The sequence below is a fragment of the Qipengyuania gaetbuli genome (assembly GCF_020524765.1).
Taxonomy (GTDB): Bacteria; Pseudomonadota; Alphaproteobacteria; order Sphingomonadales; family Sphingomonadaceae; genus Qipengyuania; species Qipengyuania gaetbuli_A.
Map to the genome: position 1 here is coordinate 381,056 of NZ_JAIVLR010000001.1, position 25,758 is coordinate 406,813.

Consider the following 25,758-nt stretch of genomic DNA (forward strand, 5'->3'; position numbering starts at 1 on the left):
GACCAGAGGAGCCTGACCCATGCGCTTTGCATTCCTGCCGATCGTCGCCCTTTCGATTGCCGCCTGCGCCGAAGCGCCCGAAGCGGAGGCTCCGGAAACCGCATCCACCGAAGAGGTCTCGCCCGCACCTGCCGATGCGGAAGAGGACATCCGCCATTTCCTGCTTCAGGAATACCCCGATGCGGCACCGATGCAGTATGCCCTCGCCTGGTCCGATCTCAATGGCGACGGTGCGGACGAAGCCATCGTCCACATCATCACGCCCTATTTCTGCGGCACCGGCGGCTGCAATACGCTGGTCCTGACGCCTGCCGGCCCGATGTGGAGCAAGGTCGCGGAGATATCGGTATCGCGCACGCCGATCTCGGTCCTCGATAGCGAGACCAACGGGTGGAAGGATCTTGCCATCAGCGTATCGGGTGGCGGCGGCCCTTCGGGCATGATGCGCCTTGCCTTCGATGGTGAGAGCTATCCGTCGAACCCGACGGTTGCCCCGGCTGAACCGACCGAGGAAGCAGGCACCGTGCTGCTGCCCGAAGAACCCGAAATGAAGACGCTGGAGGCCGAAGCCAAATCAGGCGAGTGACAGGGCACCCTCGCGCACCGATGCCCTGAGCGAGTTGGGGCCTGCCTCGAGCAGGTCCACCTCGACCAGGTCGCCGATGGCATAATCGCCTTCGAACCAGGCGCTTTGCAACCAGGGCGTCTTGCCCAGCCATTGGCCGGGATGCTTGCCCTTGCGCTCGACCAGCACTTCGCAGGTCCTGCCGACGGTGCCCTCGTTGAACGCAAGCTGGTCACGGTTGAGGGCCGCCTGGAGGCGCTGCAGGCGCTCGTCCATGACTTCCTTCGCAACTTGGCCGTCCATGCTCGCGGCAGGAGTTCCGGGACGCGGACTGTATTTGAAGCTGAACGCCTGCGCATAGCGGACCTCGTCCACCAGCTTCAGCGTTTCCTCGAATTCGGCATCGGTTTCGCCCGGGAAGCCGACGATGAAGTCGCCGCTCAGCGCTAAATCCGGCCGGGCTGCACGGAAGCGTTCGAGCAGTTTCAGATAGCTTTCCGCCGTATGGCTGCGGTTCATCGCCCTCAGCACACGGTCGCTGCCTGCCTGCACCGGAAGGTGGAGAAAGGGCATGAGCTTGTCGATCTCGCCATGGGCGGCGATCAGCTCGTCATCCATGTCGGCAGGGTGGCTCGTCGTGTAGCGGATGCGGGCGAGGCCATCGATATCCGCAAGATCGCGGATCAGGCCGGCAAGGCCGACACGGCGGCCTCTGTCGTCCTCCCCGCTCCATGCACTGACGTTCTGGCCGAGCAGCGTGATTTCGCGGGCACCGGCTTCGACCAGTTTGCGAGCTTCGGTCACGAGATCGCTGTAAGGGCGACTGATTTCCGCCCCGCGAGTGTAGGGCACCACGCAATAGGTGCAGAACTTGTCGCAGCCTTCCTGCACGGTGAGGAAGGCGGCAGGGCCGATCTTGCGCCGCTCGGGCAGCGCCGCGAACTTGGCGATCGCGGGCATGTCGGTATCGGTTGCGCGCTCGCCCTGCACGGCCTTGTCGAGCATTTCGGGCAGGCGGTGATAGGCCTGCGGGCCGACTACCATGCTGACCGCCGGGGCGCGGGCCATGATCTCTTCACCCTCGGCCTGAGCGACGCAGCCTGCGACCGCGATCAGCGGCTTGGTGCCGTCCGCTTTCTGCAGGCGGCCGATGTCGGAATAGACCTTCTCCGCTGCCTTTTCGCGGATGTGGCAGGTGTTAAGGACCACGAGATCCGCCTCCTCGCCTTCGGGCGCAGGCTTTATGCCGCGCGTCGCCAGCATCTCGGCCATGCGCTCGCCGTCATAGACATTCATCTGGCAGCCGAAGCTCTTGACCCTGTAGGTCTTGGGGGCGTTAGTCGGTTTCATGCGGATCGCGGCCCTAGCCCGAAGCTGCCCAAGGTTCAATCACCCCTGCGGCAGCCGAAGGGCCTTGGCCTTACGAGAACTGCGTCGAAGCCCCGATTACAGCCACGTATGGCTGCGCGACCGTCCTGAAGCCCAGCTTTTCGTAGACGGGATAGCCCATTTCGGTCGCGCCAAGCGTGGCGAACTCCAGGCCGCTTTCCTGGTGATGCTCGATCGCCGACTGGAGCACGGCAGTGCCGACGCCCCGGCCACGATGTTCTTCCGGAGTCGCCATGACATAGACCCCGAGATGGTCATCGGTCCGCATGAAGACACCGGTCCCCAGGATCTTTCCGTCCTCTTCCACGAGCCAGACTTCGTTTCCCTCGTCCTGGAGGAATTCCGCCGGCATTGACCGGCTGGTCTTCTCGATATCGAGCGAGAAGGCGCGCGCCGAGACGTCCATGACTTCCGCCATCTCCGCAGCTGTCGCCTTGCGAGCCTTGAACGGAGCGGGCCTGTCGAACGGACCCGCGGGACGCTCCATGCAGGGCACCTGCCCCACCGTTTCGATCCCGCGTTGTTCCAGCCGGGCCTTGAGGTCGGAGCCTTCGCTGGGTGCGACGATGATCGTGTCGATCTGCGTATCGCGAATGACTTTCACGACACGGTCGAGGTCGTCGTCGGAGACAGAGGCACCAAGCCCCGCCATGTTCAGATCTGCACAGCCGGGTTCCCCGCTCAGGCCGATCCAGAAATCCTTGCCGGTTTCGAGCAGGCGGTTCGGCGCATGGCCGAACAGGCGCATGACCTCAGCACCCATGTGCTCGATGTGCCATGCCTCGTCGTGAAATGAATGTCCGGCCACCAAACTTCCCCCCAAAGTTGCGCACCCGATGAAAGGCGCAGGCTAGGGCCGGTTTCGCAATTGCACCAGCGCGGATTTTTGGGGGTGTCCGGCCATACGAGGGCGAGGAGGCGCAAAGCGGCGAAAACCCGCTCCCTCGCGCCTCCTCAACCGTAATGTTGATTAGCTGACGGTCGCCTTGACGATCTTGCCCGGCTCGCGCGGCGGCTCGCCCTTGGGCAGCGCATCGATGTGCTCCATGCCGCTCTCGACCTGGCCCCAGACGGTGTACTGGCCGTCGAGGAAGTGGGCATCGTCGAAGCAAATGAAGAACTGGCTGTTGGCGCTGTCCGGCACCTGGGTGCGGGCCATCGAGCAAGTGCCGCGTACGTGCGGTTCGGCGTTGAATTCGGCCTTCAGGTCGGGCTTGTCGCTGCCGCCCATGCCGGTGCCGGTCGGATCGCCGCCCTGCGCCATGAAGCCGGGGATCACGCGGTGGAAGACCACGCCGTCGTAGAAGCCTTCGCCGGCCAGCGTCGTGATGCGCTCGACATGGCCCGGTGCAAGGTCGGGGCGCAGCTTGATGACGACGTCGCCGCCTTCTCCATTGCCGGTGTCGAGGGTGAAGGTCAGTTTGTCTGCCATCTGGCTGGTCTCCTGTGAGTTGGTTGCCGCCTACATAGGCGCTCGCCCGCCGATGTCACCCTCTGCTTGCAATCGACGCCCGGGTGCCTAGACGGGGCAGCATGGCGGAGGACGAACGGCCCCTCGAAGACGACGACGTGATGCTGGCCGAAACGCCGGACGAAGGCGCGCGTCCGGACGACCGTATCGACGACGAACGTATGGACGAGGAGAACACGCTCAAGCGCGAGTTCGTCCAGGCGGTGGAGGACGCGCTCGAAGCGGGCGACGAAGGCGAGGTCTACGATCTCGTCGAACCGCTCCACCCTGCCGACGTGGCCGACCTTCTCGAACTGCTCGAGAAGGACGAGCGTACCCAGCTCGCCTCGGCCATCACCGACCTCATGACCTCCGACGTTGTTGCCGAGCTCAACGACTATGTCCGCGAGGAGATGATGGAGGCCCTGCCTGCCGATGCGGTGGCGCAGATTGCCGAACAGCTGGAAACCGACGACGCCGTCCAGCTGATCGAGGATCTCGACGAAGAGGACCAGCGCGCGGTCCTCGCCGAACTCGATCCCGAAGACCGGATCGCGATCCAGACCGCCCTCTCCTATCCCGAGGAGACCGCCGGGCGCTTGATGAGCCGCGAATTCGTGGCCGTGCCCGAACACATCACGGTCGGCGGCCTGATCGACTTCCTGCGCGACCAGCACGACCTGCCGGAAGACTTCTTCGAGGTCTTCGTGGTCGACCAGCGCCATCACCCGGTCGGCACCTGCCAGCTTTCGTGGATCCTGCGCACGCCGCGCAACATCGCGCTGTCCGACGTCATGAAGCGCGACCAGACGCTGGTTCCGGCCATGCTCGACCAGGAAGAGGTCGCGCTCATGTTCCAGAAGTACGGCCTCATCAGCGCCGCCGTGGTGGACGAGGACGGTCGCCTCGTTGGCCAGATGACGGTCGACGACGTGGTCCACATCATCTCCGAAGAAGCGGGCGAGGACGCCCTGCTCATGTCGGGTGCCGGCGAAGGCGACATCAACGAGCCGATCCGCGAGGCATACTCCGCCCGCGTGCGTTGGCTGGTCGCCAACCTCGGCACGGCGCTGATCGCCAGCCTCATCATCGCTCTGTTCGGTGCCGCGATCGAGCAGCTTGTCGCGCTCGCCGTGCTCATGCCGATCGTCGCCAGCATCGGGGGTAATGCCGGCACGCAGACCATGGCCGTGACCGTGCGCGCTATCGCCATGAACCAGCTCACTAGGTCGAACACGGGCCGTATCCTCGCGCGCGAGATGCGCGTCGCGCTGCTCAACGGGGCGACCATCGCGGTGCTGGTGGGCGCGGCCACCGCAGCCATCTTCAGCCCCCTGCTGGGCGGGGTGATCGCGCTGGCCATGATCATCAACGTGGTCACCGCAGGGCTGGCCGGCGTGCTCGTCCCAGTGGCCTTCGAACGGCTCGACCAGGACCCCGCGGTCGCATCCAGCGTGTTCGTCACGATGATCACCGATTCGATGGGTTTCTTCGCCTTCCTCGGCCTCGCCGTGGTCCTCGGAGTGGTCTGAAACCCAACAGGGTGGAACACTTGGATCACGGTCTAGGGAGAAAAAGCCCCGGGCCACCCAAAACTGGCCGAATTGGCGGTTTTCAAGGGATCGTGGGTGGCGAGCGGCTGGCATGCCGACACCCTGCGCGGTTCGCTAGCGAGTAGGAAAGCCGTTTTCCCGGCGACCGCTCAGACGAGGATGATGCTGTCTTCCTCGGTGAAGTCGTGCCGCTGGCAACGCGAGGCCGGGTCTGCGAGCATACCCTCGATTTCGCGCATGAAGGGTAGGACTGCCTGTTCGGCGGCGGCGTAAATACCCGGATCGATCGCGACCCTCGTCTTTTCCGCCCCCTTCTCGTCCAGCGCAACGAGGAACAACTCGTCCGTCCCCTTGGCGAGAGTCGAGATCGTCGGCCACTCGACACTGATATGGAAGGGACCGCCCGAACGCTGCGGCTCGGTGGCGATCCGGGCATTGCCGTATCTGCGCGGATTGCCATTCACCCGGAATTCGAGCTGCAGCTTCTTGCGCGTATTACGACGCTCGCCTGCGAAATCCCAGATATGCCACATCACGTTGGAATAGCCGTTGCTTATGTCGAAGGTGCGTTCCGGGGACATGTACCATGCGGCAGTCACCCAAGGGTTGCGGTAGGTGTCATTTCCGGCATCCCACTGGATGTAGCCAATTGGCTGTTCACCGTCGCGAATGCGAATATCAGTGGAGACAGTGCCGAAATCGCCAGCTTTCGAGAGTGCGCAGATATAGCCCATGCTCGCGCGCGCTGCCGGGGGTTCGGCGGCTTTGTGGACGCACGAAGACGCCGCGAGGCCCAGCAACGACACGATGACGATCCGCATGGCACCCCCTATCTGCTGACGCGACAATACCTGTGCAGATGTCCGCGCGCCAGCGTCGGCAATCGCACAGGGACTCGTGTCCGGCTCTTGAGCAAATTCGCACACGCGCTATCTCCTCACCATGCCGCTCAACCTGACCAAGATCGCCTTCGGCGCGCAGAGCTATGCCGATATCGAAAGCTGGTATGCCCAGCGGCGCAGCCCGAACCTGACGACGCGCTATCGCCCGACGAAGTGGGAACAGTGCATCGGCGGCTCGCTCTACTGGATCCACCAGCACAGCATCGTCGCCCGCAGCGAGATTACCGGTTTTTCCGAAACGCGTGACGGGCGCTGGTCGATCGACCTCAAGCCCGAACTCATCCGCGTCCACCCCCGCCCCAAGCGTGCCCACCAGGGCTGGCGCTATCTCAAGGGCGAACCCCCGCGTGACCTCGCGGAAGGCGAGGACATCGGCGACGCGCTACCCGGGAAGCTGGCGGGCAAGCTGGAGCGTCTGGGGCTGATCTGAACAGCGTGCGACTTGCAACCAGACGACGGATGTCAAAGCGGCGATCAGGAGCCAGCCAAGATCCGTGCCTTCATCTCCTCGAACTCCTCTTGGGAAAGCACTCCGCGATCGCGCAAGTCGGCAAGCCGCTCGAGTTCGGCAAGCGTTGTATCCTCGGATGGTGCCTGCGCAGTCCCTGCAACAGTGGTGCGGGTCGGGCCGCTTTCACTTTTTGGCTGCGGCAGTCCGAAAGTTGCTAGCTCCATCTTGCCCGCGCGAAGATATTCGACCTCAAACTGCTCGGCTTCGGCCACCTTCTCCGTTGCCACGTACAGCGAACCGCGCGAAGCAACCGGAACACCACCGATGGACATGATAACGTCGCCTGCGGAAAGCCCCGCAGCCTCGGCAGGACCGCCATCGGCTACCTGCGCAACCTTGAGTCCTTTCGCTGCCGGATCGTCCATGCCCAACAGGACGCCAAGCGAGGCGCGCCGCGTCGGAAGCGGCAGCGGCTTCGACGGGTCGATCTTCACGTCGTCATCGTTGCCGCTCGTCCCGCCCCCGAGAATTCCCAGCGCAGCCCCGGTCGTCCCGCCGAGATAGGCACCAGCCACTCCGCCCGCGATGGTGCGGAGGAGGCCACCACCGCCGCCAGTCTTGCCGGCCCTCGCCCGGATGTAACGGATGTTCTGGTCATCTTGCGAAGCAGTGAGGAAGTCGCCCCATCCCGTATCGCGGAAGGCACGGATCGCGTTCTCCTTCCCCGCATCCCTGGCATAATTGGCTGCGAGGAGCAGTTGCTCCTCCCGCGTGAGGACAGCATAATCATCGTCGTTGAGGTGCTGGTGGACGCCGTTTTCCAGCATAGAACGCACGATACCATATTCGTTTTCGTAGATCGCGAACTGTAGCGGCGACATGACATTGGCATCGTCGAACATCGAAGCTTCCCAGGCCGACAGCCGGTCTGGCGTCAGCACTAGGGCAAAAGCGGCAGCCTCGCTTTTCATCAACGCGCAGCGGATCGGTCCCATGTGGGCTCGATAAGACAACTCATCGAGCTCGAGCCCGTCGTCCAGCAGGGCCTGCAGAAGATCCACCCGGCCCTTGCAGCCCATTTGGCGAAAATCCTTGTACTCATCCTCTACATAGGCGTTCACGTCGCCGCCGAAGTCCTGCGCGATGATCTGCCGCATTTCCGAGACATCGTCGGGCATTGCCTGCGCGGCATTGGTGGCGAGAAACGAAGCCGTCAGGCCGATGAATGCTTTTCCGATCCTATTCATGGGCATTTTGTGTCGCAAAAAGCGGCCAAAGATCAAGGGCAGGCCCACGAAATGTCCTGGGTCGGGAAATTACGCTCCAAGCGGGACGGCGAAGGATTGCTCGGAAATCCCGGACAGTTCAATCGCACTGCCTGATGGTCAGGTCGCGGGTGACGATCGAGCTTTGTGCGTCGATCACGATGGCCTCGCCGTCCAGCTCGCACAGGCCGAGGCGCGATATCTGGTCGGGATCGATGGCCAGCTTGTAGCGGCCGGGCTGCACGCGTTCGAAGAAGAAGTAGCCGTCGACCTCGGTCTTGGCGAAGGAGATGACCTCGCCCTTGGGGTTCAGCAGGCGCAGGCGCACGCCCGACACGCCGCGGCCCTGCGCATCGGCAAAGCGCGCGGTGCCTTCCACTTCCGACAGGGCGACGATCGGGAAATCGATGGCCTGGATCGTGCCCGGGCGCGGCACGATCTCGATGCCCTTGCGCTGCGGGGCGAGGTCGATATCGGGCAGCGTGGTCGGGTCCACCTGCACGGTCACTGCCCGTCCGACGCCGAGGCCCGATAGCTGTGCGACGCCCTGGTCATCCGTGGTGCCGGTGCGGTTGAAGGAGATGAAGTCGACGCCTTCCACCGGCTCGTCCGGCGGGCCGTAGACCCCGTCGCCGTCGAGATCGCGGAAGGCACGCAGGCTCGCCCCGCCCGACGCTGCAAGGCCCGGACGCGCCATGAACACACGCCCGCGCAAGGGATCGCGCCCGAGGCTGTAGCCGAGCCGCAGGCCGACGAAATGGCTCTTGTCGACGAAGGAGTAACGGGCGTCGAACGCGAGAGTGAAGGTATCGAACTCGCGCGCGGCGGACAGGCCGAATGCAGGCTGTTTCGCCTCGAAGAAATAGCCAGCCGAACCGCGGATCGAGGTGCGATCGTCCAGCCGGTGGTCGACTTCGAGGTTGGCGTTGAGCAGATCCGCCTCGGGCAGGACGGAATAGCCCAGCGACAGCCGCCCGCGCGTGTCCGAGCGGCTGAGCGTGGCGAGGTCGAAGCTGCCGAAGAGCTGGTCGAACGCCTCGATCCCGCCCCCGCTGGTGCGCGAATAGTCGAGCGTGTTGGAAATGAGGAAACCCGAAGTGCGGGCCGATGCCCTCGTGCCGGCAGAAAAGGTGTTGCGCCCGTCGATGCCTTCGTAATTGCGGATGCGCGCGCTGACGGGGACGGTGAGGCCCGACCCGTCGCCGCCGAGGCTGATCGCAGTGTTGAAATCGAGTTCGGTCGCGCGGCGCAGGAACTGGTTGCCCAGCCCCACCGTCTCATCCGGGAATTCTCCGCCATATTCCATGTGGCTGAGCGTCACGCTCGACCGGCCGAACCGGCCGCCGACGCCGCCTCCGAAGGCATACGACCCGCCGTCGGCAACGCCCGCATCGACCTTCACGGCAAGGCCTGCGATGCCGGTGCGTAGCCCCGTGGTGGCCAGCCAGCGATCCTCGCCCTCGTCCTCGAACCATGCGGCACCTGCCAGCGCGGTGAGGCCGGACGTAACGCCGTAGGACAGCTGCGCGCTGCTCCGCCAGTCGCCGTAACCGGCAGGCTCGATATAGTTCGGCGGCCTGACACCGAGCAGGTTCTGCTGCTTCTGGGCCGCATCGATGCTGTAAACCAGCTTGCCTTCGGGCAGGCGGCCGTCGCCCACGCTGATCCGCTCCACCACCTCGCTGCGCTGGCCCTGCGGACCGAAGAACACGAAGCGGAACACGTTGAGGCCGAAATCGACCGGGATCTGCAGGAACTCGTACTGGCCGTTGACCGCATCGCGGGTCGACCCGACCAGGATATCGTTGCGATAAAGCTCGACCTCGTAGCCGTCGGGCAGGATGCCGCGAAGGTCCACGCGGTCGAACACCGATCCGACCTGTGACGGCGCATTGGTAACCATCGCCCCGCGCCCCGCCACGCTGCGCAGCCCGATCGCCATGGAGGCGGAATTGATGTCGCCGGCCGAAAAGGCCGTCGCGGCAAGCGGCCCGAGCAGGTCTGCGTCGGGATCTATCCGCCCGACCTTGAACAGCGAAGCGGTGGGACCGTTCTTCGTGTCCCCGCTGAAATAGCCTTCCGCCGACAGGTAGCCGAGATCGCCGGCGACGTAGAAATCGCCTTCCGCCCTTGTGCCGAAATTGCTGTCGGACACGGCGCGCAGTTCCACATCGGCAGACGGGATCGACAGTGGGCGATAGGGCGCCACGACCCTCTCGAAATCGTCCTTCGGCTTGTTGCCGGAGGCTTCCAGCTTCGCGCGGCGGACCATCCGGGCCACCCGTTCCTCGAACGGGAATTTCTCCAGTGTGGTGATCTGGACCGATTGCGACCTGAGGTCGGCCTTGACCGACAGCGGGAACAGCGCCTCGTACTGGTCGGCGCGCAGGTAGAGTTCACCGTCGAAGGGGGCCGCCAGCACGCCGTCGGTCTTGATGGTCTTGCCCCCCGCCTCGATCGTGCCCGAGCGCAAGTCGATCGTCAGCGTGCGGCTTTCGTCGAGGACCCAGCCATGCGCATAGCGCCCCTCGTCGGTCACCGAGATCGCAAGATCGAGGATACGCACGAGCGGACCGAGCGGCAGGTACAGGCCGCCGCGCGTGCCATAGGCGATGATGGTGTCCGTTTCAGACGCACCGTTGACCCTCACCTCGAGGATCAGTTCGTCCTGGTATGAGATGAGCGGTCCATCACCCGCGATCGCGCCGCGCAGGCCCGGAGCGGAGGTGAGTTCGGCCCCGGCAGGCTGCGCGGACGACGCATTCCCGCGCTTGATCAGCCCCGACGTGAGCGAGGCATAGGAGGCAGGCGCTTCTGCTGCGGCAGGCGGTGTGCGGACCGGCGGCGACGGCGCGGCAATATAGCTGGCAGAATCCACCTGCGGGGCAGGCTCTGCCGCCGTGGCTGCAGCCTGCGGTTTTGCAGATGCCGCGCGGCGCGATCGAGGCGCAAAGGACAGCCGCTCGTATTCAGGGACCTGCTCTGCCGAAGCGGGCTGCGGCGGAGGAGCGAGGGGAGCGGTAGGCGGCGCCGCCGGCGCGAGCTCTTCTGCCGGTGCAGGAGGTGCCGCAACTGGTTCGGCCACTTCCGGCGAGGTGGTTTCCGGCTCCACTTGAGGCGGCGGGGGAGCGAGGGGTGCCGGAACGGCTGGTTCGGCCTCCACGGCTTGTTGCTCTTCGGTGGAGAATGAGGCCGCGGTTTCGTCCGCTCCGGCAAGGTCTCGTGCCCCGACCTCGCCAGATGCGTGTACCTCGGGAGCAGGGTCTGGCTGGGAGGTCGCGATCCGTGGATCGACCGTTGCCGGAGCGGGCTCGACCGTTGGAGTAAGGGCACTGCTCGGCTCTTCCGGTTGCTCGGTCCCGAATGCATCGACGAATTCCCCCGTCGGCTCATCGGACGCTGGCTGTTCCGGTTCGTCATCAAGCGCCACGGGGGCGAGCGGGACTGCCGGAGCCTCGGCTTCAGGGGCGAATTGCGCCGACCCGGCCAGCGCCTCACCGTTGGCAGCATCGTCGGCTTCGTCAGCATCCGGCGCGGCGGCAAGTACCGGCTCTGCCGGCTCGATTACCGGGTCCGGCCCTACCCCGAACGCAGGAACAGGCAGCTCCTCCGCCTCTGCATCACCAAGGACCGGCGAAGGCGTATCCTGCGAAACAGCATGTTGGACCGCGGGCGCAGGTTCTTCTGGCGCGGCCACCGGGGCCTGCGCTGTTCCGGCCTTCGGCAGCAGCGGCGTATAGGCCGGTGGTCGCTTCTTGGCCGCCTCTTCCAGCGATGCCTGGGCGAGCACCGGAACATCGCTGCCGGAACCGGAAAGCCGCGCTTTCGGGCCAATCTTGCGGGCAGGCAATCCCGCCTTCGATGATGCCGTATCAGCCGCACCGAAGCTGGGCGTGGGCAAGGGGCGGCGCAGGCTGACCGACGGGCCTGCCTCTTGCGGGTCGAAGCGTTTGGGCGCGGGTATCTTGGTCCGCTGCGTCTTGTCGCCGGGAACAAGGCCATACCCGACGGCAGCGGTAATCAGTATCGCGGTGCCAGCACCGCCGACGATTTTCCGCTTGCTCACGGCACCACGAAATCGAGCTCGGCTAGCTTGGAGCCGGGCGAGAAGTCATCGTCGACGAATTCGATCCGCAATTTCGCGCCCGGAGCGGTCAACCGGCGGTCGGCTTCGGGATCGATCGGCACGATGACTTCCCGGCTGTCGACTTCGGGATAGACGCCGACCCCCTTGGAAATCGCGATCGGGTCCGAAGAACCCGCGGCTTTCACGGTGATGTCGCCAAAGGCAGAGCGCGTGCCCGAACGGTTGAGCGTGAAGGCAACTGCCTGCGTCCCGTCGCGCGCGGTCAGCACGCGGGCATTGGAAATCCCGACATCGAGCGTGGTCTCGCCGATCCGGACGATGATCGGGATGGCGATGCCGAAACGCGGGCGGATGGTTACGCCGATACCGTCGTCGCTGCCGCCGGTGGTCGCCTGCTCGATGCTGAAGCCGTCCGCTTCCGGCACCGAGGTCACGGTGAAGTGCGAACGGTATTCGCCGTCCGGCAGTTCTGCCCCGGCGCGCGCCATGATGCGGATGATCTGCGATTCCGTGCCGCGCAGAGTGACCCGGCGGGGCGAATAGCGCAGCATCTGGCTAGCCGTCTTGACCCGTGCCTGGCTGGCCGGATCGAGGCCGTTGTCGAAGGCGAGCAGCTGGCCTTCGGGCGTCATACCCATGTCGACGATGGTGATCTCGTAATCGCCCGGATTGACCGCCTTGTTGTACAGGCCGACCGTGGCGATCGAGCGCCTCCCGTCGATCACGACGCGCTTGGGAAACAGGTTCACGTCGCCGACGCCGCCAACCGATCCGGCAGGAGGCGGGGGTGCGGCCTGGGGCAAGCTGGCCTGGCCTGTGGCGGGTCCGGATACGGCAAACGCAAGGGACACGGCTGCGCCGAATGCGGCGGTGCGCATCCCGCGGAAAGCTTTCGACCCTGAATTCATGATATTATCCCTGCCTGTAGCGACTACGCGCTCCTACAGACAGCCTTAGACAGTCGACATTTACAGATAAAGAACGGTTACGTCGAAAGTCCCCGAATATGTTCCGACCTGTTGGTTTGCCGTCACATTGAGGCGCCCGCCGACGTAAAGGTCGAAGCTGCCTGCGGCATTGAACCGCGCGAAACCGAGCGTGCGGTTGTCGCGGAAGCGGTCGACGACCATTGTGGCCGTGCCGTTCGAGATAGTGATCTGGTTCGGCGTAAAGACGATGAAGCGGCGGTTGCGCTCGCCAAGCACTGTGAAACGGGCCGGCCCACGACCGCCCGGAAATGCCGAGATATCGAGATTACCCGTCACTGCACCGTTTGGGGCAACTTCGATGATGCCGGCAGTGGCCGGACGCATCAACGTACCGAACCGCAGGTCTGCGATGGCATTTATCGAAAGCGGCTCGACAACCCGGGCGTTGGATGTCCCCGTGGTGTCGGCCGTGTCGTTCGCCTGTGCCGCCAGCGGCGTGGCGAACAAGCCCGTCGCCATGGCCAGCATTCCCGCAAACAGTGTCTTTGAGAATGGCTGGCCCATGGGACGATGCCTGTCGGCAATGCTCGCCGGACTACGCTTGCAGCCCGGCGATCATCGCGTCGATCAGTTGTAGGTCACCGTTGCGGTGTACGAACCGGTGTAGCTGCCTGCAGCCTGGCTCGCGCCAACGGTAAGCGTACCACCGACGCTGAACGAGGTTTCGCCGGTGGCGTCGAGCGTGCCGGTTGCAGCGGCATCGGTCGAGAAGTTCATGGTACCGCCGGTGCCGTTGCTGACCGAACCGCCGGTCGTCACGATGTCGAAGCTGCGGTTCGCATCACCGGTCACGGTGAAGGAGTCGGCAGTGTTGGCGCTGCCCGAAACGAGAACGACTTCGCCAGTCGCGCTGCCCGCACCACCAGTCGTGACAACGACCGTACCGCCGGCGCCGGCGGTCATGATGCCGAAGTCGAGCGCGGCGCCCGTGTCGTGGACGATGGCGATCGGGGCGACGATTTCTGCGTTCGCTACGCCCGAGGTGTTTGCAGTGTCGCCCGGTGCGGCGGCTGCCGGCACGGCGATAACGGCGCTGGTCATGGCTGCCGCAAGAACGATCTTTTTCATTTGGTGTCCCCTGAATTCGAACAATAGCGCGACCAGCTATTGCCGGTGCTGATCTAGGGGATACTACGTAGGCTTTAAGGAAGTCTTACTGCCGGAAAACCGCACACCTACGGGGTTTTACGGAGCAGATTAACCCCGCATCAATCATAAAAAACCACCATCTGGAGGTCCGCGCGATAGGTCCCGACAGGACTTCCTTGTGCAACCTGCAAGGTTCCGCCTACCCGAAAGCGGTCTTGCCCCAACTCACCCAGCACGCCGCGCATGGCCTCGCCGGTCGCATTTTCGACAGCCACCGCGATATCGGAAACCGGCAGTCCGGTGCCTGTATTGGTATGGAAGGCGGTGACGCTGGCGGGAGCCTCGATGCGGTATGTGCGCCCCTCTTCCCCGCTTACGAGGAACAGCGCGGGAGATGCCGCGCAGACGGAAGACGACGGGCACGCATTGCCCAGCGCCCCGCTGTAGGAGACGGCCCCCGTTGCAGGATCGACCTTGATGGCGCCCGATTGCCCCTGCCTGACGGCCAGCGTGCCGAATTGCAGCGGATCGATCTGGCGTACGGTCAAAGGTTCCACCACCGAGGCATGGGCCATACCGGTGACGCTGGCACTGTCGCCGTCCGCCTGTGCAGGCGAAGCCAGTGCCGCAGCGGCGAGCGCGAGGGCCTTAATTGACCGAGACAAGGACGGCATCGACGAAAATCGGAATCTCGACGAGGCCGCCGCCGAATGCCCTGTCGACATCGATGCGTCCTCCGAGGTTGAAGCTACGCGAGCAGACGCGCTGCACGCAATTAGGTATCTCTACGCGGATTACCTGGCCGGGCTGGACCATGCCGTAACCCTGCAAATCGATCTGGTAGCGCGACAGCCGCGCGGTCAGCCCGCCCTGCGCGAAATTGGCGGGCGCTGCGAACACCAGCTCGATGACGAGGTCCATGCGCCGCCGGCCATTGTTGCCGCGATCGTATTGCACCACGAACTGCGCCGGCCCCACCCCGCTCTGGTCGAGGGCGAAAATGCCGCCGCTCGTCACGCCGCCGGACGGGGAAATTTCGCGATAGCCCGAAGTGGGGACGGCGAATGTGCCGAAACGCAGGCCCTGCCCGTTGATGACCGACAGCTGCGGCTTGTCGCCTGCGGCCGGAACCGACCAGACGCCCAGCGCCAGCGCGCAGGCTGCAGCGATGCGGCCCGGCAGCTTCACGGGCGCACCCCGCAATTGCGGGCGAGGAGGCAAGTCTGGATGCGGTGCTCCGGGCTCATGCGAAGATGGTTAGCATAATCTTTCAGTGGATTGCACGTGCCGAAACGCGCCTTTCCCGGAGGACAGGCCAAAGCGGGACAGCGATTTTCGCAAGTCTTAACGCGAAGCGCGCGTTCAGGCCGCTGCCGTCTTCTCCGCCACCCGGCGCAAAGCATTGGCATAGGCCTCGGGCGGCTGGGCCCCAGGCACGATGAACCGGCCTTCGAGGATCATCGCGGGGACGCCCGAGATGTTCATATCCCAGGCGGCGCGTTCTTCCGCGCGGGTCTTGCGCGCCACTTCCTCGTCGTCGAGCGCGGCTGCGGCAGCTTCGCGGTCGATCCCCACGCTTTCGGCAACGTCGAGCAGGATCTCGCTCTCCCCGATGCGGCGGCGCTCGTTGAAGTGCGCCTTGAACAGGGCAAGCTTGAGCTGCGTCTGCTTCTCGGGGCCGAGCGTCTCGCCTGCCCAGGTGAGCAGGCGGTGGGCGGCGAAGGTGTTCCACATCATCGCATCGGGCGCAGGTTCCTCGCCCTCGTAATCGAGCGATACGCGCGCCGCTTCGGCAGCTGCGCGCATCTGGCCCTGCACGGCCTTCGACTGTTCGATGGTGCGGCCGTACTTGCGGGCGATATGCGCCGTGCGCTCTTCCCCCTCCTCGGCCATGTCGGGATTGAGCTCGAAAGCGTGCCAGCGCACTTCTGCCTCGATCTCGCCTTCCAGTGCCTCCAGCGCCTGCGAGAGATTGCCCCAGCCGACGAGGCACCAGGGGCACATCACGTCGGACCAGATGTCGATGGTCATCTTCCGGGGCTGGGTCATCGCGAAATCCACCACTGCATGAGATGATACGCAATAGCATGGGGCGGCGGCGCGACGAAGGGCCCCTCGCCTTTCAGCGCCGCAGTCACCTCTTCGCGCGTGAACCAGATGATCTCGGCCATCTCGGTCTCGTCGATGGTCAGTGCATCGTCATCGGCATGGGCATGGCAGCCGATCATCAGCTGGCTGGGGAACGGCCATGGCTGGCTGGCGATGTAGCTGACGTCGCGGACGCGCACGCCGCTTTCCTCGAATACCTCGCGCGCAACGCCTTCCTCGATACTCTCGCCCGGCTCGACGAAGCCTGCGAGCGCCGAAAAGCGTCCTTCCGGCCAGCCGAGGCCGCGGCCCAACATCAGCCGGCCCTCGTGTTCTACCAGCATGATCGTGACCGGGTCGGTGCGCGGGAAGTGGCTTGCCCCGCAAGCGGTGCAGTCACGTTGCCAGCCACCCTTGGCGATCTTCGTGTCGCCGCCGCACTGGGCGCAGAAGCGGTGCCGTGCGTGCCAGTCGACGATGCTGCGCGCGCCGCCATAGAGCGCCAGATCGTCGGGCTGGAGCGTCGCCATGAGCGACCACAGCGCCGGGTTGGCCATGCGCGGAGAGGCATCGCCGCGCGGCGGCACGGAAGCAAAGCAGGCCTTGCCCTCATCGAGGCCGAGGAACACCAGCTCCGCATCTTCCGCCGCATCTGCCAGCGTGCCCCACACGAGGCGGCCATCGTCGCCGACCGAGGGCATCAGCCCGTCGAGCGCGAGCAGCCGCGCCTTCCAGTTCATGTAACCGGCCAGCCGCTCGGGATCGGCGCGCACGTGGTCGGCACGGTCGAGACGCGAGCCGGTGAAGGACAGCATGGGTGCTTACGCCCCCGTCATGGCGGCAAGGTCCTTCATCACCGCCTCAGGGAAACCGGCATGGATCGGATAGGCCTCGGACGGCATGTACTGGGTATAAAGGCTGGCGCGCAGGTTCGCCTCGTGGCTGACGAAGGCAACCGTTCCGGCCGCACCGCCCCAGCCATAGGCACCGTTCGAAACGCGGCCACCGGCGCCGAAGCCCTGCCCTTCGACCCAGGTCCCCTTGGTCGAGGCGGTTTCGGGCAGCAGGTTCGACGTGCCCATCCTGACCGCCGCCTCGCTCATCACGCGCTTGCCGTCGATAGTGCCGTAGCCGAGCAGCATCTTGAGGAAGCGGTCGTAATCGCGCGGACTGGAAACAAGACCGGCCCCGCCGAAGGGGAAAGCCGGATCGTCGAGATAGATCGAGGCCGGAGCCGGATCGAGCGGAAGCGGCATGCCGCCCATTATCCCGTAATTGGTCGTGAAGCGGCCCACTTCGCTCTTCGGCACGCGGAAGTAGGTGCTGTTCATCCCGCTCGGCTCGAAGATCTGCGTACGCAGGTACTCGTCGAAAGACATGCCGCTGGCGACCTCGATCACGCGCCCGAGCAGGTCGAGGCTGACCGAATAGCTCCATTTGGTGCCGGGCTGGAGGACCAGCGGCAGCTGCGCGAGGTTGTTGGCGAACTTGTCCAGCCCGCGGATCGCCTCCTCACGGCCAAGGCCGGGGATCGGAAGGCGCGTGACCTGTCCCGGGACGACGCCGTATTTGACGTACAGATCGCGGATCGGGCCCTTCTGGATGATCGAATAGCCAAGACCTGCCGTGTGGGTGAGCAGCTGGCGAATGGTGATCGGGCGTTCTGCCGGCACGAGATCGGTGACCGACCCGTCATAGGTCTTCTGCACCTTCATGTTCGAGAAGGCTGGCAGCACTTCGGCGAGCGGCTGGTCGAGACCCAGCTTGCCCTCGTCGATCAGCATCATCGTCGCCATGCCGGTGACCGGCTTGGTCATGGAATAGATGCGATAGAGGCTGTCCATGTCGACCGGCGTCGCGCCGCCCAGCACCAGCGTGCCCTTGGCAATCAGCAGCGGGTCCTTGTCGCCCCAGCCGAGCGCTGCGGCCATGTTGGCGACCTTGCCTTCCGCCACGTACTTGTTGACCATCGAGGATACCGAAGGCCACCGCGCTGCCGCGCCCTGTGCCATCGCCGCGCTGCCCAACGGCAGGCCGGACATGGCCGCACCGGCAGTCATCCATGCGCCGCCCCTCAGCAGCGAACGGCGGGAAAGCGGGGACGTATCGAAATCGCGGTAGGCCATGTAATTCCTCTCGAAACCTGGTGCGCGCGCCGTTTTGGGCAAGCGATCCTGAACGGTCAATTGCGAATCGAAACTATTGCAATCCGCAGGTGACTTACCCATATAGGACACATGCTGAACCTCCTCTCCTTCATCTTCGGAATCGTCTCGCTGGTGATCGTGATCCCGGCGACCATCCCCCTGCTCGGCTGGGCCAACTGGATTGCACTGCCGCTGATCGTGATCGGCGTGGTGCTGGGCCAGCTGTCTTCCAGCAATGCGGGCCGCAACTTCTGCATCGTGGTGATGCTGATCGCAGTGGTCCGCCTGTCGTTGGGCGGCGGGATCATCTAGGCTAGCGCCAGCCGCGCAGCCTTGGCGAAGAGCGTCGGCAGGCCCGCATCCTCGAGCCTGTCGATCGGCCACCATTCACCCGCGCCCAAGGTTTCCTCTATCCGGAGGACGGACAGTTCTAGCTCGAAATGGGTGAAGCCGTGCCGCACGAGGCCAAGCGCCTCGCCGATGGCATTCCCCGCACCGTCGCCGCGAGCTGACCAGCCGTCGTCCGGTAGCGCGCGCATTCCGCCCAGCATGCCGGTGCCTTCGCGCCGAACCAGCCAGACCTGCCCTTCGCGCTCTATCCAGTATGCCTGGCCCTGACGCAGCGGCTTGGCCTTCTTCGACGCCTTGACCGGATAGCGCGCCGGCTCTCCCTCGGCCCGCGCGGCGCAGGTGTGCGACAGGGGGCACAGAAGGCACTTGGGATCGCGCACGGTGCAAAGGCCGGAGCCGAGATCCATCATCGCCTGCGCGAAATCGCCCGCGCGTTCTTCCGGCGTGATCTCGTCGGTTCGCTCGCGGATCTGCTTGCGCGAGCCCGGCAGGGGATCGGCGATGGCGAAGAGGCGCGATACGACACGCTCGACATTGGCATCGACCACCACGGCGCGTTGGCCGAACGCGATCGCAGCGACTGCGGCGGCCGTATAGGCACCGAGGCCGGGCAGCTTGCGCAAGGCCTCCTCGTCCGCAGGGAAAGCGCCCAGTTCGGCCACGGCCTTTGCCGCCTTCACGAGATTGCGCGCCCGCGAATAGTATCCCAGCCCCGCCCATGCCGCCATGACGTCCTCTTCCGGCGCTGCGGCGAGCGCCTGCACATCCGGCCATCGGCTGGCAAATGCCTCGAAATAGGGCTTCACCGCAGCAACTGTGGTCTGCTGCAGCATGACCTCGGACAGCCAGACGCGATAGGGATCGGGCGGCGGCGCACCGGGCGGCGCGCGCCACGGCAGGTCGCGGGCATGCGCGTCGTACCAGTCGAGAAGCGTATCGGAGATGCTGGCGGCCACGGCCCGCCTATGGCATGAGCGCCGCCGTCATGGAAAGCGACAAGCCCGAAACCCCTGCCTCAAGCAGCGAAGCGGTAGGCAAAAAGACGCCGAAGCCGAAAAAGGCAGCGCGCCCTTATGAACGGCCGCGCGGAGGACAAGCGAAGGCGATTTCCGACCTGATGCCGCAGATCGGCCGCCCCGCCTTCCGCCGTTTCGGCTTCGTCCAGTCGTCGATCGTCAGCCGCTGGCCCGAGATCGTGGGCGATACGCATTCGCTGGTCTGCACGCCGGAAATGATCCGCTTTCCCCCCGGCGAGAAGTCGGAAGGCATTCTCGAACTGGTGGTGAAGCCCGCCCATGCGCCGCTGATCCAGCAGGTGCTGCCGGAAATCATCGAGCGGGTGAACCGGTTCTTCGGCTATCGCGCCGTCGCCCGCATCAAGCTGCGGCAAGGTGCGGTTAAGCCTCCCGAAGGCAGGCAGAAGGCCAAGGCCCCGCCTTCGCTGAAGCCGATTCCTATGGAACTGGGTGACAGCCTGCGCGATATTGGCGACCCGGAACTGCGCGCAGTGCTCGAATCGCTGGCGCGCGGCCTCGGATCGCAGGATGAGAACGGAACCGATTGACGTGAAAATTCCCGCCCGGCTCGTAGCGCCCGCATTCCTCGCCATTGCCGCCACTCTTTCAGCCGCCCCCGCCGCCGCGCAGGACAAGCCCGCTGTCGCCAAGCCGAAGAACGGCAACTGGAGCAGCGTCATCACCGAAACCGCCGGCGGGCACCTGCTCGGCAATCCGGAAGCGGATGCGCGGCTGGTCGAATTCATGAGCTACACATGCTCGCACTGCGCCGATTTCGCGCGCAGCGGCGAAGGAGCGATCAAACTCCTCTACGTGCCCAGCGGCAAGGTCGCCTTCGAAGTGCGCCACCTGATCCGCGACCCCGTGGATCTCACCGCCGCATTGGCCGCACAGTGCGGCCCGGCGAACAATTTCTTTGCCAACCATGCCGCACTGATCGGCAAATATGCTGACTGGATGGCCAAGGCGCGCAGTATGACGCAGGCGCAGATGGCGCGCTGGAATTTCGGCAGCTTCGGCTCTCGCGCGCAGGCCATCGCCAGCGATCTCGACTTTTACGAGATCATGGAAGGCCGCGGCTATTCGCGCATCGAGGTCGACAAATGCCTGACCGACGAGACGCGCGCGCAGGCCATCGCCGCGCAGAGCCAGGCCGATATCCAGAAATTCGGCCTGCGCGGCACACCTACCTTTTTCATGGGCGGCGAACAGCTCGACGCGCATGACTGGAAATCGCTCCAGCCGCATCTCGACGCCCTGTTCCGCAAGTGATCAGGGCAACCGCGGGGTTGCCTTTACCGGGGACAGCCCTGTGGACACCGCCTCCGTGGCGCTTCACCTGCGCCGGACCCTAGCCTAGCCTTTTTCATCCACTCGAGAGGAATCCGATGAAGACCAGCCTGCGTTTCGCCCTTGCAGCCCCCCTCGCACTCGCGCTTGCCGCCTGTGGCGGCGATGCCGGGGAAGCGGAAGTCGGCGCCCTCGAAGGCGAACCCATCGCCGCCATTCCCGCGCCCGAAGGATCGAGCTGGCTCGAAACTGCCAGCAAGACCGCGGAAGGCGGCTTCGTCATCGGCAATCCCGATGCCCCGATCAAGCTGGTGGAATTCGCCAGCCACACCTGCGGCGCCTGCGCCTATTTTGCGGAAACCGGCTCGGCCCCGCTCCAGCAGGATTACGTCAGCACCGGCGTCGTCAGCTACGAAATCCGCCCGCTGCTGCGCGATCCGCTGGACGTGACAATTTCGGCGCTGGCCCAGTGCGGCGCACCGGAAAGCTTCCACGCCCTGTCCGACCAGGCATGGGCCGCCCTGCCGAGCTTCGGTGAAGCCCTGCAGGCCAGCGGCGCTTACGAATCCGCCATGGCCGCCCCGCCGGAACAGCGCTTCCTGCTGTTGGCACAGGGCGCGGGCCTGATCGACTTCTTCGCCTCGCGCGGACTGTCGGCCGACCAGGCGCGCAGCTGCCTCGCCGACACGGCCAAGATCGAAGAGATGGCCAATACCTCGCGCGCCGCAGCCGATGCGGCCAAGGTCACCGGCACGCCCACCTTCTTCCTCAACGGCAACCGTATCGAGGAAAACCAGTGGGCCGCGCTCGAACCCATCCTGCAGCGCGCCGGCGCCAGGTAAGGGCCGAGGCAGGGGGGCGATACGGCGATGCTCATCAAACAGCTCAGGTTGAGCGGTTTCAAGAGCTTCGTCGAGCCGTCCACCCTGCGCATCGAACCCGGCCTGACCGGCGTCGTCGGCCCGAACGGCTGCGGCAAGTCCAACCTGCTCGAAGCGATCCGCTGGGTAATGGGCGAAAACTCGCCCAAGTCCATGCGCTCGGGCGGGATGGAAGACGTGATCTTCGCCGGCACCGCCACGCGCCCGCCGCGCGACTTCGCCGAAGTCCAGCTATCGGCAGAAAGTGACGACGGCGACGAGCTCGAAGTCATTCGCCGCATCGAACGCGGTGCGGGCAGCGCCTACCGCGTCAACGGCAAGGACGTGCGCGCCAAGGACGTCGCGCTGACCTTTGCCGACGCGGCGACCGGTGCGCACAGCCCGGCCCTCGTCAGCCAGGGCAAGATCGCACAGGTCATTGCCGCCAAGCCACAGGAACGGCGCATGATGCTGGAAGAGGCGGCGGGCATCGCCGGCCTCCACGTCCGGCGCAAGGATGCCGAAAGCAAGCTGCGGCAGACCGAAACCAACCTCGCGCGGCTCGAAGACCTCATGGCGGGCCTCGACAGCCAGATCGCTTCGCTGCGCCGCCAGGCCAAGCAGGCGGAACGCTACAAGAAGCTGTCCGACGAGATCAAATCGGCGGAAGCACGGCTGGTCTTTGCACGCTGGCGCGATGCCGCCGCTGCTGCCGAAGCCGCCAAGAAAGCCGCCGGAGAGGCAGAGACCCGCGTCGCGCAGGCGCAGGCTGCCGCCGACGAGGCCCAGAAGGCCCAGCGCGCCGCCGCCGAAGCCCTTGCAGAAGCGCGCGAGGAGCAGGCCGACCGCCGCGATGATGCCAGCGCCCACGGCCACCGCATGGCGGCGCTCACCAGCCAGCTGGAAGCCGCCGAACAGCGCCTCGCCGACCTCGAACGGCAGAAGAAGCGGCTCGAGGAAGACCGCGGCGATGCCGACCGGCTGACCAAGGATGCCGCCGAGGCGCTCGCCCGGCTGGAAAAGGAACTGGCCGCCAGCGAGAAAGACCTCGCCGCCAACGAGGAACGCCGCCCCGCCCTCGTCGCACAGAGCGAGGATGCAGAACGCGCCAGCCGGACCGCCGAACTTGCGCTCGCCAAGGCCACCGCAGACAATGCGGGTGTCGAAGCCGAATGGCGCGTGGTCGAGGCCGAAATCGCGCAGGCCAGGCTACGGCTCGAGCGCGTGGAAGCCGAAGGTCGCCGCATGGCCGACCAGCGCGGCGCGCTCGCCGGAGAGGACGTCCACGGTGCGCTCGAACGTGCGAAGCAGGGCGCGCAGGACGCGACCGCCTCGCTCGAACAGCAGCGTACTGCCCTTGAAGCCATGCAGGCTCGCAAGGCGGAACTGCAGGCGGCAAGGGACGAGGCAGCCAGCGCGCTCTCCAGCGCCCGCGCCGAACTTTCGGGCGTGGAGCGGGAACACACCGCCCTGCTGCGCGACCGCGAGGCGCGCGAGAGGGCCGCGGCCAAACGCTCCGGCCGCCAGCAGGCGATCGACGGCGTGCGCGCGGCCAAGGGTTATGAACGCGCCGCTGCCGCCGCACTGGGCCGCGACGGCAAGGCGCTGCTCGGCCTGCCGGAAGAAGGCGCGGAAGGGCGCTACTGGACCGGGGCCGATGCGCCGAAGAAGGTGGCCCACAGCCTTGCCGACCATCTCGATGCCTGCCCCGCCGAATTGCGCGCCCGCCTCGCCCTCGTCCACGTGGCCGAAAGCGATGACGGACGCAGCCTTGCACCGGGCGAAAGCCTCGTCACCATGGCCGGGCACCTGCGCCGCTGGGACGGCCTTGTCGTGCGCGGCGAAGGCGCGGCGGAAGCTGCCCGCCTGGAAGCCGACAACCGCTTTGCCGAACTGGATGCGCAGCTGCCCTCATTGCAGGCCGCGCTGGAAGCCGCAGAAAGCGCGCAGGCAAGCGCGAGCGAGGAACTCTCGAACCTCCAGCGCGAGCTGATCGCGGCCGAGCGCGAGCTTGCCGGAGCCGCCGATAGGGAGCGTCAGGCGCTGCGCGCTCTCGACCAGGCGGAAGCCGCTCGCGAACGCATCGCTGCGCGCCTCGCCGAACTCGAACGGGCAGAGGGCGAGCACGCCGAACTCGTCGCTTCGGCGAGGACCGATCTTGCCTCTGCCGAGGCGAAGCGCAGCGCCCTGCCCGATCCCGAAGCAGGCCGCGCCTCGCTCGAAGCAGCCCGCGCGAAGAACGAAGCGGCCCGCGCCGCACTGCAGGCCCGTGCCGCCGAACTCGCAGCGCACGACCAGGGCCTTGCCGTCTCGCGCGAACGCACCAGTGCCCAGCGCTCCGATATGGCGAACTGGCAGGCGCGTTCGGGCGAAGCTGCCCGACGCCTGTCCGACATGGCCCGCCGCTTCGAGGAAATCGAGGAAGAGCGCGCCGTATACGCCGCCAAGCCCGAAGGCCTGATGCGCGAGATCGAACAGGGCGACCAGGTGCGCGAGCGGCTGGGACGCGAACTGGCCGAGGCCGAGGCCGCCGTCGCTGCAGCCAACGAGCGGGCGCAGGAGGCCGAACGCGGCTTCGCCTCGGCCAACGAGGCACTCGCCGCCGCCCGCGAAAACCGCGCCGGCTTGGTTGCACGGGCGGAGAACGAAGACGGCCGCCGCATCGAGATGGCGCGCATTTCGGGCGAACGCTTCCAGTCGCCCCCGCCGCTTCTGCCGACCAAGTTCGAATTCGACGAAACCGCGGTCAAATCCGCCGAGGCGGAGGCGGAAGAAATGGACCGGCTCACCGCCAGCCGCGAGCGCATCGGCCCGGTCAACCTCGTCGCTGCCGAAGAGTTGGAGCGGATCGAGAGCGAGCACGGCTCCAACGCGGCCGAACAGGAGGAACTGCGCGAGGCGGTCAACCGGCTGCGCGGATCGATCGGTAGCCTCAACCGCGAAGGTCGCGAGCGGCTGCGCGAGGCGTTCGAGCGGGTCAACGACCACTTCAAGCATCTCTTCACCCGCCTGTTCGAAGGCGGCGAGGCGCATCTTGCGCTTATCGACAGCGACGATCCGCTGGAAGCCGGCCTCGAAATCTTCGCGCAGCCGCCGGGCAAGCGCCTCCAGTCGCTGACCCTGCTGTCGGGCGGCGAACAGGCGCTGACCGCGACCGCGCTGATCTTCGCGCTGTTCCTTACCAACCCGGCCCCGATCTGCGTGCTGGACGAAGTCGACGCGCCGCTGGACGATGCGAATATCGACCGCTTCTGCGACCTGCTCGACGCGATGGTGAAGGAAACCGACACGCGCTACCTGATCGTCACGCACAATGCGGTCACGATGAGCCGCATGCACCGCCTGTTCGGCGTCACCATGATCGAGAAAGGCATCAGCCGCCTCGTCAGCGTGGACCTCGGCGGAGCAGAGGAATTGCTGGCGGCGGAATAGTCTGCCCGCTCGTCCTGCGTTGTGGGAGGACAGAGAGATGACCAGACTGAAGACACATACCGAAAGCCACGCAACTTCTCGCATCGGCTGGCTGCGCGCCGCCGTCATGGGAGCCAATGATGGCATCGTTTCGACAGCAAGCCTGATCGTCGGCGTCGCTGCAGCCAGTGCGGGGCGAAGCGAGATCCTTATTGCGGGCATGGCTTCGCTGTTTGCCGGCGCGATGTCGATGGCCGCAGGCGAGTATGTTTCGGTCAGTTCGCAGGCCGACACGGAGAAGGCCGACCTCGCACGGGAAAGGAAAGAACTGGCAAGCGACCCGGAATTCGAACACGCGGAATTGGCATCGGTTTACGAGGCGCGCGGCGTCGACGCCACGACAGCGAAGGAAGTCGCCCGGCAGATGATGGCGCATGATGCCTTGACTGCGCATGCACGCGACGAACTTGGCATTTCTGATATCAGCACGGCTCGCCCGCTCCAGGCGGCGATAGCTTCCGCTCTCACCTTCATCGCAGGCGCTGCCGCACCGCTTCTTGTGGTGCCCTTCGCACCGCTTGCATCAATGGTGGTGGCCGTGGCCGCTGCTTCGCTCGTATGCCTTGCAGTCCTTGGGGCGCTGGGTGCCAAGGCAGGCGGGGCGCCGGTAGTGCCCTCGGTAGTCAGGGTCGTGTTCTGGGGTGCGATGGCGATGGTCGTCACCGCACTGGTCGGAAAACTGTTTGGCGCCGCTGTGGCCTAGATAATTTACGGACCCGCCTTTCAGGCACACACGATCCGTTTCATGTGGAAGAAATATGCTGAAAATTGATCGCTCCTGGATCCTTGCCGTGA

Annotated in this window: 24 protein-coding genes; 9 read left to right on the forward strand and 15 right to left on the reverse strand. The window is 65.5% G+C overall.

The window, feature by feature from the left end; translation table 11 throughout:
* Nucleotides 1–19 precede the first annotated feature (19 nt).
* The gene (locus LC083_RS01970; RefSeq protein WP_226698969.1) at nt 20–586 is read left to right on the forward strand and encodes a hypothetical protein; all 567 of its coding nucleotides are present in this window, start codon (nt 20–22) and stop codon (nt 584–586) included.
* On the opposite strand, the gene miaB is transcribed toward LC083_RS01970, so the two are convergent.
* From miaB to LC083_RS01985, 3 genes are all read right to left on the reverse strand, one after another.
* Nucleotides 575–1,915, reverse strand: coding sequence for a tRNA (N6-isopentenyl adenosine(37)-C2)-methylthiotransferase MiaB (miaB, locus tag LC083_RS01975; protein WP_226698970.1), 1,341 nt, complete (start codon nt 1,913–1,915; stop codon nt 575–577). The two genes, LC083_RS01970 and miaB, sit on opposite strands and share 12 nt — an antisense overlap.
* A gap of 70 nt (nt 1,916–1,985) precedes the next feature.
* A complete protein-coding gene (locus LC083_RS14035; RefSeq protein WP_226698971.1) occupies nt 1,986–2,762 on the reverse strand; it encodes a GNAT family N-acetyltransferase in 777 nt (258 codons plus the stop codon).
* A gap of 162 nt (nt 2,763–2,924) precedes the next feature.
* Nucleotides 2,925–3,386 carry a peptidylprolyl isomerase gene (locus LC083_RS01985; protein ID WP_160607580.1) on the reverse strand — a complete coding sequence of 154 codons (462 nt, stop codon included), beginning with the start codon at nt 3,384–3,386 and terminating at the stop codon, nt 2,925–2,927.
* 101 nt (nt 3,387–3,487) lie between these two features.
* Between LC083_RS01985 and mgtE the strand changes: the two genes are divergently transcribed.
* Nucleotides 3,488–4,936: a magnesium transporter gene (gene mgtE, locus LC083_RS01990; RefSeq protein ID WP_226698972.1), complete on the forward strand. Its 1,449-nt coding sequence runs from the start codon at nt 3,488–3,490 to the stop codon at nt 4,934–4,936.
* 170 nt (nt 4,937–5,106) lie between these two features.
* On the opposite strand, the gene LC083_RS01995 is transcribed toward mgtE, so the two are convergent.
* Complete coding sequence (locus LC083_RS01995; RefSeq protein WP_226698973.1) at nt 5,107–5,778, reverse strand: hypothetical protein; 672 nt, start codon at nt 5,776–5,778, stop codon at nt 5,107–5,109.
* 121 nt (nt 5,779–5,899) lie between these two features.
* On the opposite strand from LC083_RS01995, the gene LC083_RS02000 reads away from it, so the two are divergent.
* Entirely contained in the window at nt 5,900–6,289 is a 390-nt protein-coding gene (locus LC083_RS02000; RefSeq protein ID WP_224830835.1) for a DUF1489 family protein, read from the forward strand.
* Between the two features lie 44 nt (nt 6,290–6,333).
* Here LC083_RS02000 and LC083_RS02005 read toward each other — a convergent pair whose 3' ends face one another.
* The 10 genes from LC083_RS02005 to LC083_RS02050 form a co-directional block, all read right to left on the reverse strand.
* The gene (locus LC083_RS02005; RefSeq protein ID WP_226698974.1) at nt 6,334–7,557 is read right to left on the reverse strand and encodes a PDZ domain-containing protein; all 1,224 of its coding nucleotides are present in this window, start codon (nt 7,555–7,557) and stop codon (nt 6,334–6,336) included.
* Nucleotides 7,558–7,675: 118 nt separating this feature from the next.
* Nucleotides 7,676–11,641 carry a hypothetical protein gene (locus LC083_RS02010; RefSeq protein WP_226698975.1) on the reverse strand — a complete coding sequence of 1,322 codons (3,966 nt, stop codon included), beginning with the start codon at nt 11,639–11,641 and terminating at the stop codon, nt 7,676–7,678.
* A complete protein-coding gene (locus LC083_RS02015) occupies nt 11,638–12,570 on the reverse strand; it encodes a hypothetical protein (RefSeq protein WP_226698976.1) in 933 nt (310 codons plus the stop codon). Before LC083_RS02015 ends, LC083_RS02010 begins: the two co-directional genes overlap by 4 nt.
* 60 nt (nt 12,571–12,630) lie before the next feature.
* The gene (locus LC083_RS02020; RefSeq protein ID WP_226698977.1) at nt 12,631–13,155 is read right to left on the reverse strand and encodes a DUF4402 domain-containing protein; all 525 of its coding nucleotides are present in this window, start codon (nt 13,153–13,155) and stop codon (nt 12,631–12,633) included.
* A 63-nt stretch (nt 13,156–13,218) separates the two neighbouring features.
* Nucleotides 13,219–13,719: a DUF4402 domain-containing protein gene (locus LC083_RS02025; RefSeq protein WP_226698978.1), complete on the reverse strand. Its 501-nt coding sequence runs from the start codon at nt 13,717–13,719 to the stop codon at nt 13,219–13,221.
* Nucleotides 13,720–13,859: 140 nt separating this feature from the next.
* Nucleotides 13,860–14,405 carry a DUF4402 domain-containing protein gene (locus LC083_RS02030; RefSeq protein WP_226698979.1) on the reverse strand — a complete coding sequence of 182 codons (546 nt, stop codon included), beginning with the start codon at nt 14,403–14,405 and terminating at the stop codon, nt 13,860–13,862.
* Nucleotides 14,389–14,928 carry a DUF4402 domain-containing protein gene (locus tag LC083_RS02035; RefSeq protein WP_226698980.1) on the reverse strand — a complete coding sequence of 180 codons (540 nt, stop codon included), beginning with the start codon at nt 14,926–14,928 and terminating at the stop codon, nt 14,389–14,391. Before LC083_RS02035 ends, LC083_RS02030 begins: the two co-directional genes overlap by 17 nt.
* A 174-nt stretch (nt 14,929–15,102) precedes the next feature.
* Nucleotides 15,103–15,789 carry a DsbA family oxidoreductase gene (locus tag LC083_RS02040; RefSeq protein ID WP_226698981.1) on the reverse strand — a complete coding sequence of 229 codons (687 nt, stop codon included), beginning with the start codon at nt 15,787–15,789 and terminating at the stop codon, nt 15,103–15,105.
* The gene (nudC, locus tag LC083_RS02045) at nt 15,786–16,643 is read right to left on the reverse strand and encodes an NAD(+) diphosphatase (protein WP_226698982.1); all 858 of its coding nucleotides are present in this window, start codon (nt 16,641–16,643) and stop codon (nt 15,786–15,788) included. Before nudC ends, LC083_RS02040 begins: the two co-directional genes overlap by 4 nt.
* Before the next feature lie 6 nt (nt 16,644–16,649).
* Entirely contained in the window at nt 16,650–17,954 is a 1,305-nt protein-coding gene (locus LC083_RS02050; protein ID WP_226698983.1) for a serine hydrolase domain-containing protein, read from the reverse strand.
* 111 nt (nt 17,955–18,065) lie between these two features.
* Between LC083_RS02050 and LC083_RS02055 the strand changes: the two genes are divergently transcribed.
* Nucleotides 18,066–18,287, forward strand: coding sequence for a hypothetical protein (locus LC083_RS02055; protein WP_160607595.1), 222 nt, complete (start codon nt 18,066–18,068; stop codon nt 18,285–18,287).
* On the opposite strand, the gene mutY is transcribed toward LC083_RS02055, so the two are convergent.
* Complete coding sequence (mutY, locus tag LC083_RS02060; RefSeq protein WP_226698984.1) at nt 18,284–19,282, reverse strand: A/G-specific adenine glycosylase; 999 nt, start codon at nt 19,280–19,282, stop codon at nt 18,284–18,286. The two genes, LC083_RS02055 and mutY, sit on opposite strands and share 4 nt — an antisense overlap.
* 14 nt (nt 19,283–19,296) lie before the next feature.
* Between mutY and LC083_RS02065 the strand changes: the two genes are divergently transcribed.
* The 5 genes from LC083_RS02065 (at nt 19,297) to LC083_RS02085 (ending at nt 25,666) form a co-directional block, all read left to right on the forward strand.
* Entirely contained in the window at nt 19,297–19,890 is a 594-nt protein-coding gene (locus tag LC083_RS02065) for a DUF721 domain-containing protein (RefSeq protein WP_226698985.1), read from the forward strand.
* A 1-nt stretch (nt 19,891) separates the two neighbouring features.
* Nucleotides 19,892–20,614 (forward strand): thioredoxin domain-containing protein, encoded by a 723-nt coding sequence (locus tag LC083_RS02070; RefSeq protein ID WP_226698986.1) that lies wholly within the window; start codon nt 19,892–19,894, stop codon nt 20,612–20,614.
* A 116-nt stretch (nt 20,615–20,730) separates the two neighbouring features.
* Nucleotides 20,731–21,474: a thioredoxin domain-containing protein gene (locus LC083_RS02075; RefSeq protein WP_160607599.1), complete on the forward strand. Its 744-nt coding sequence runs from the start codon at nt 20,731–20,733 to the stop codon at nt 21,472–21,474.
* 27 nt (nt 21,475–21,501) lie between these two features.
* Nucleotides 21,502–24,924, forward strand: a complete 3,423-nt coding sequence (locus LC083_RS02080; RefSeq protein WP_226698987.1) for a chromosome segregation SMC family protein — start codon at nt 21,502–21,504, stop codon at nt 24,922–24,924.
* Nucleotides 24,925–24,961: 37 nt separating this feature from the next.
* Nucleotides 24,962–25,666 carry a VIT family protein gene (locus LC083_RS02085; protein WP_226698988.1) on the forward strand — a complete coding sequence of 235 codons (705 nt, stop codon included), beginning with the start codon at nt 24,962–24,964 and terminating at the stop codon, nt 25,664–25,666.
* Nucleotides 25,667–25,758 lie beyond the last annotated feature (92 nt).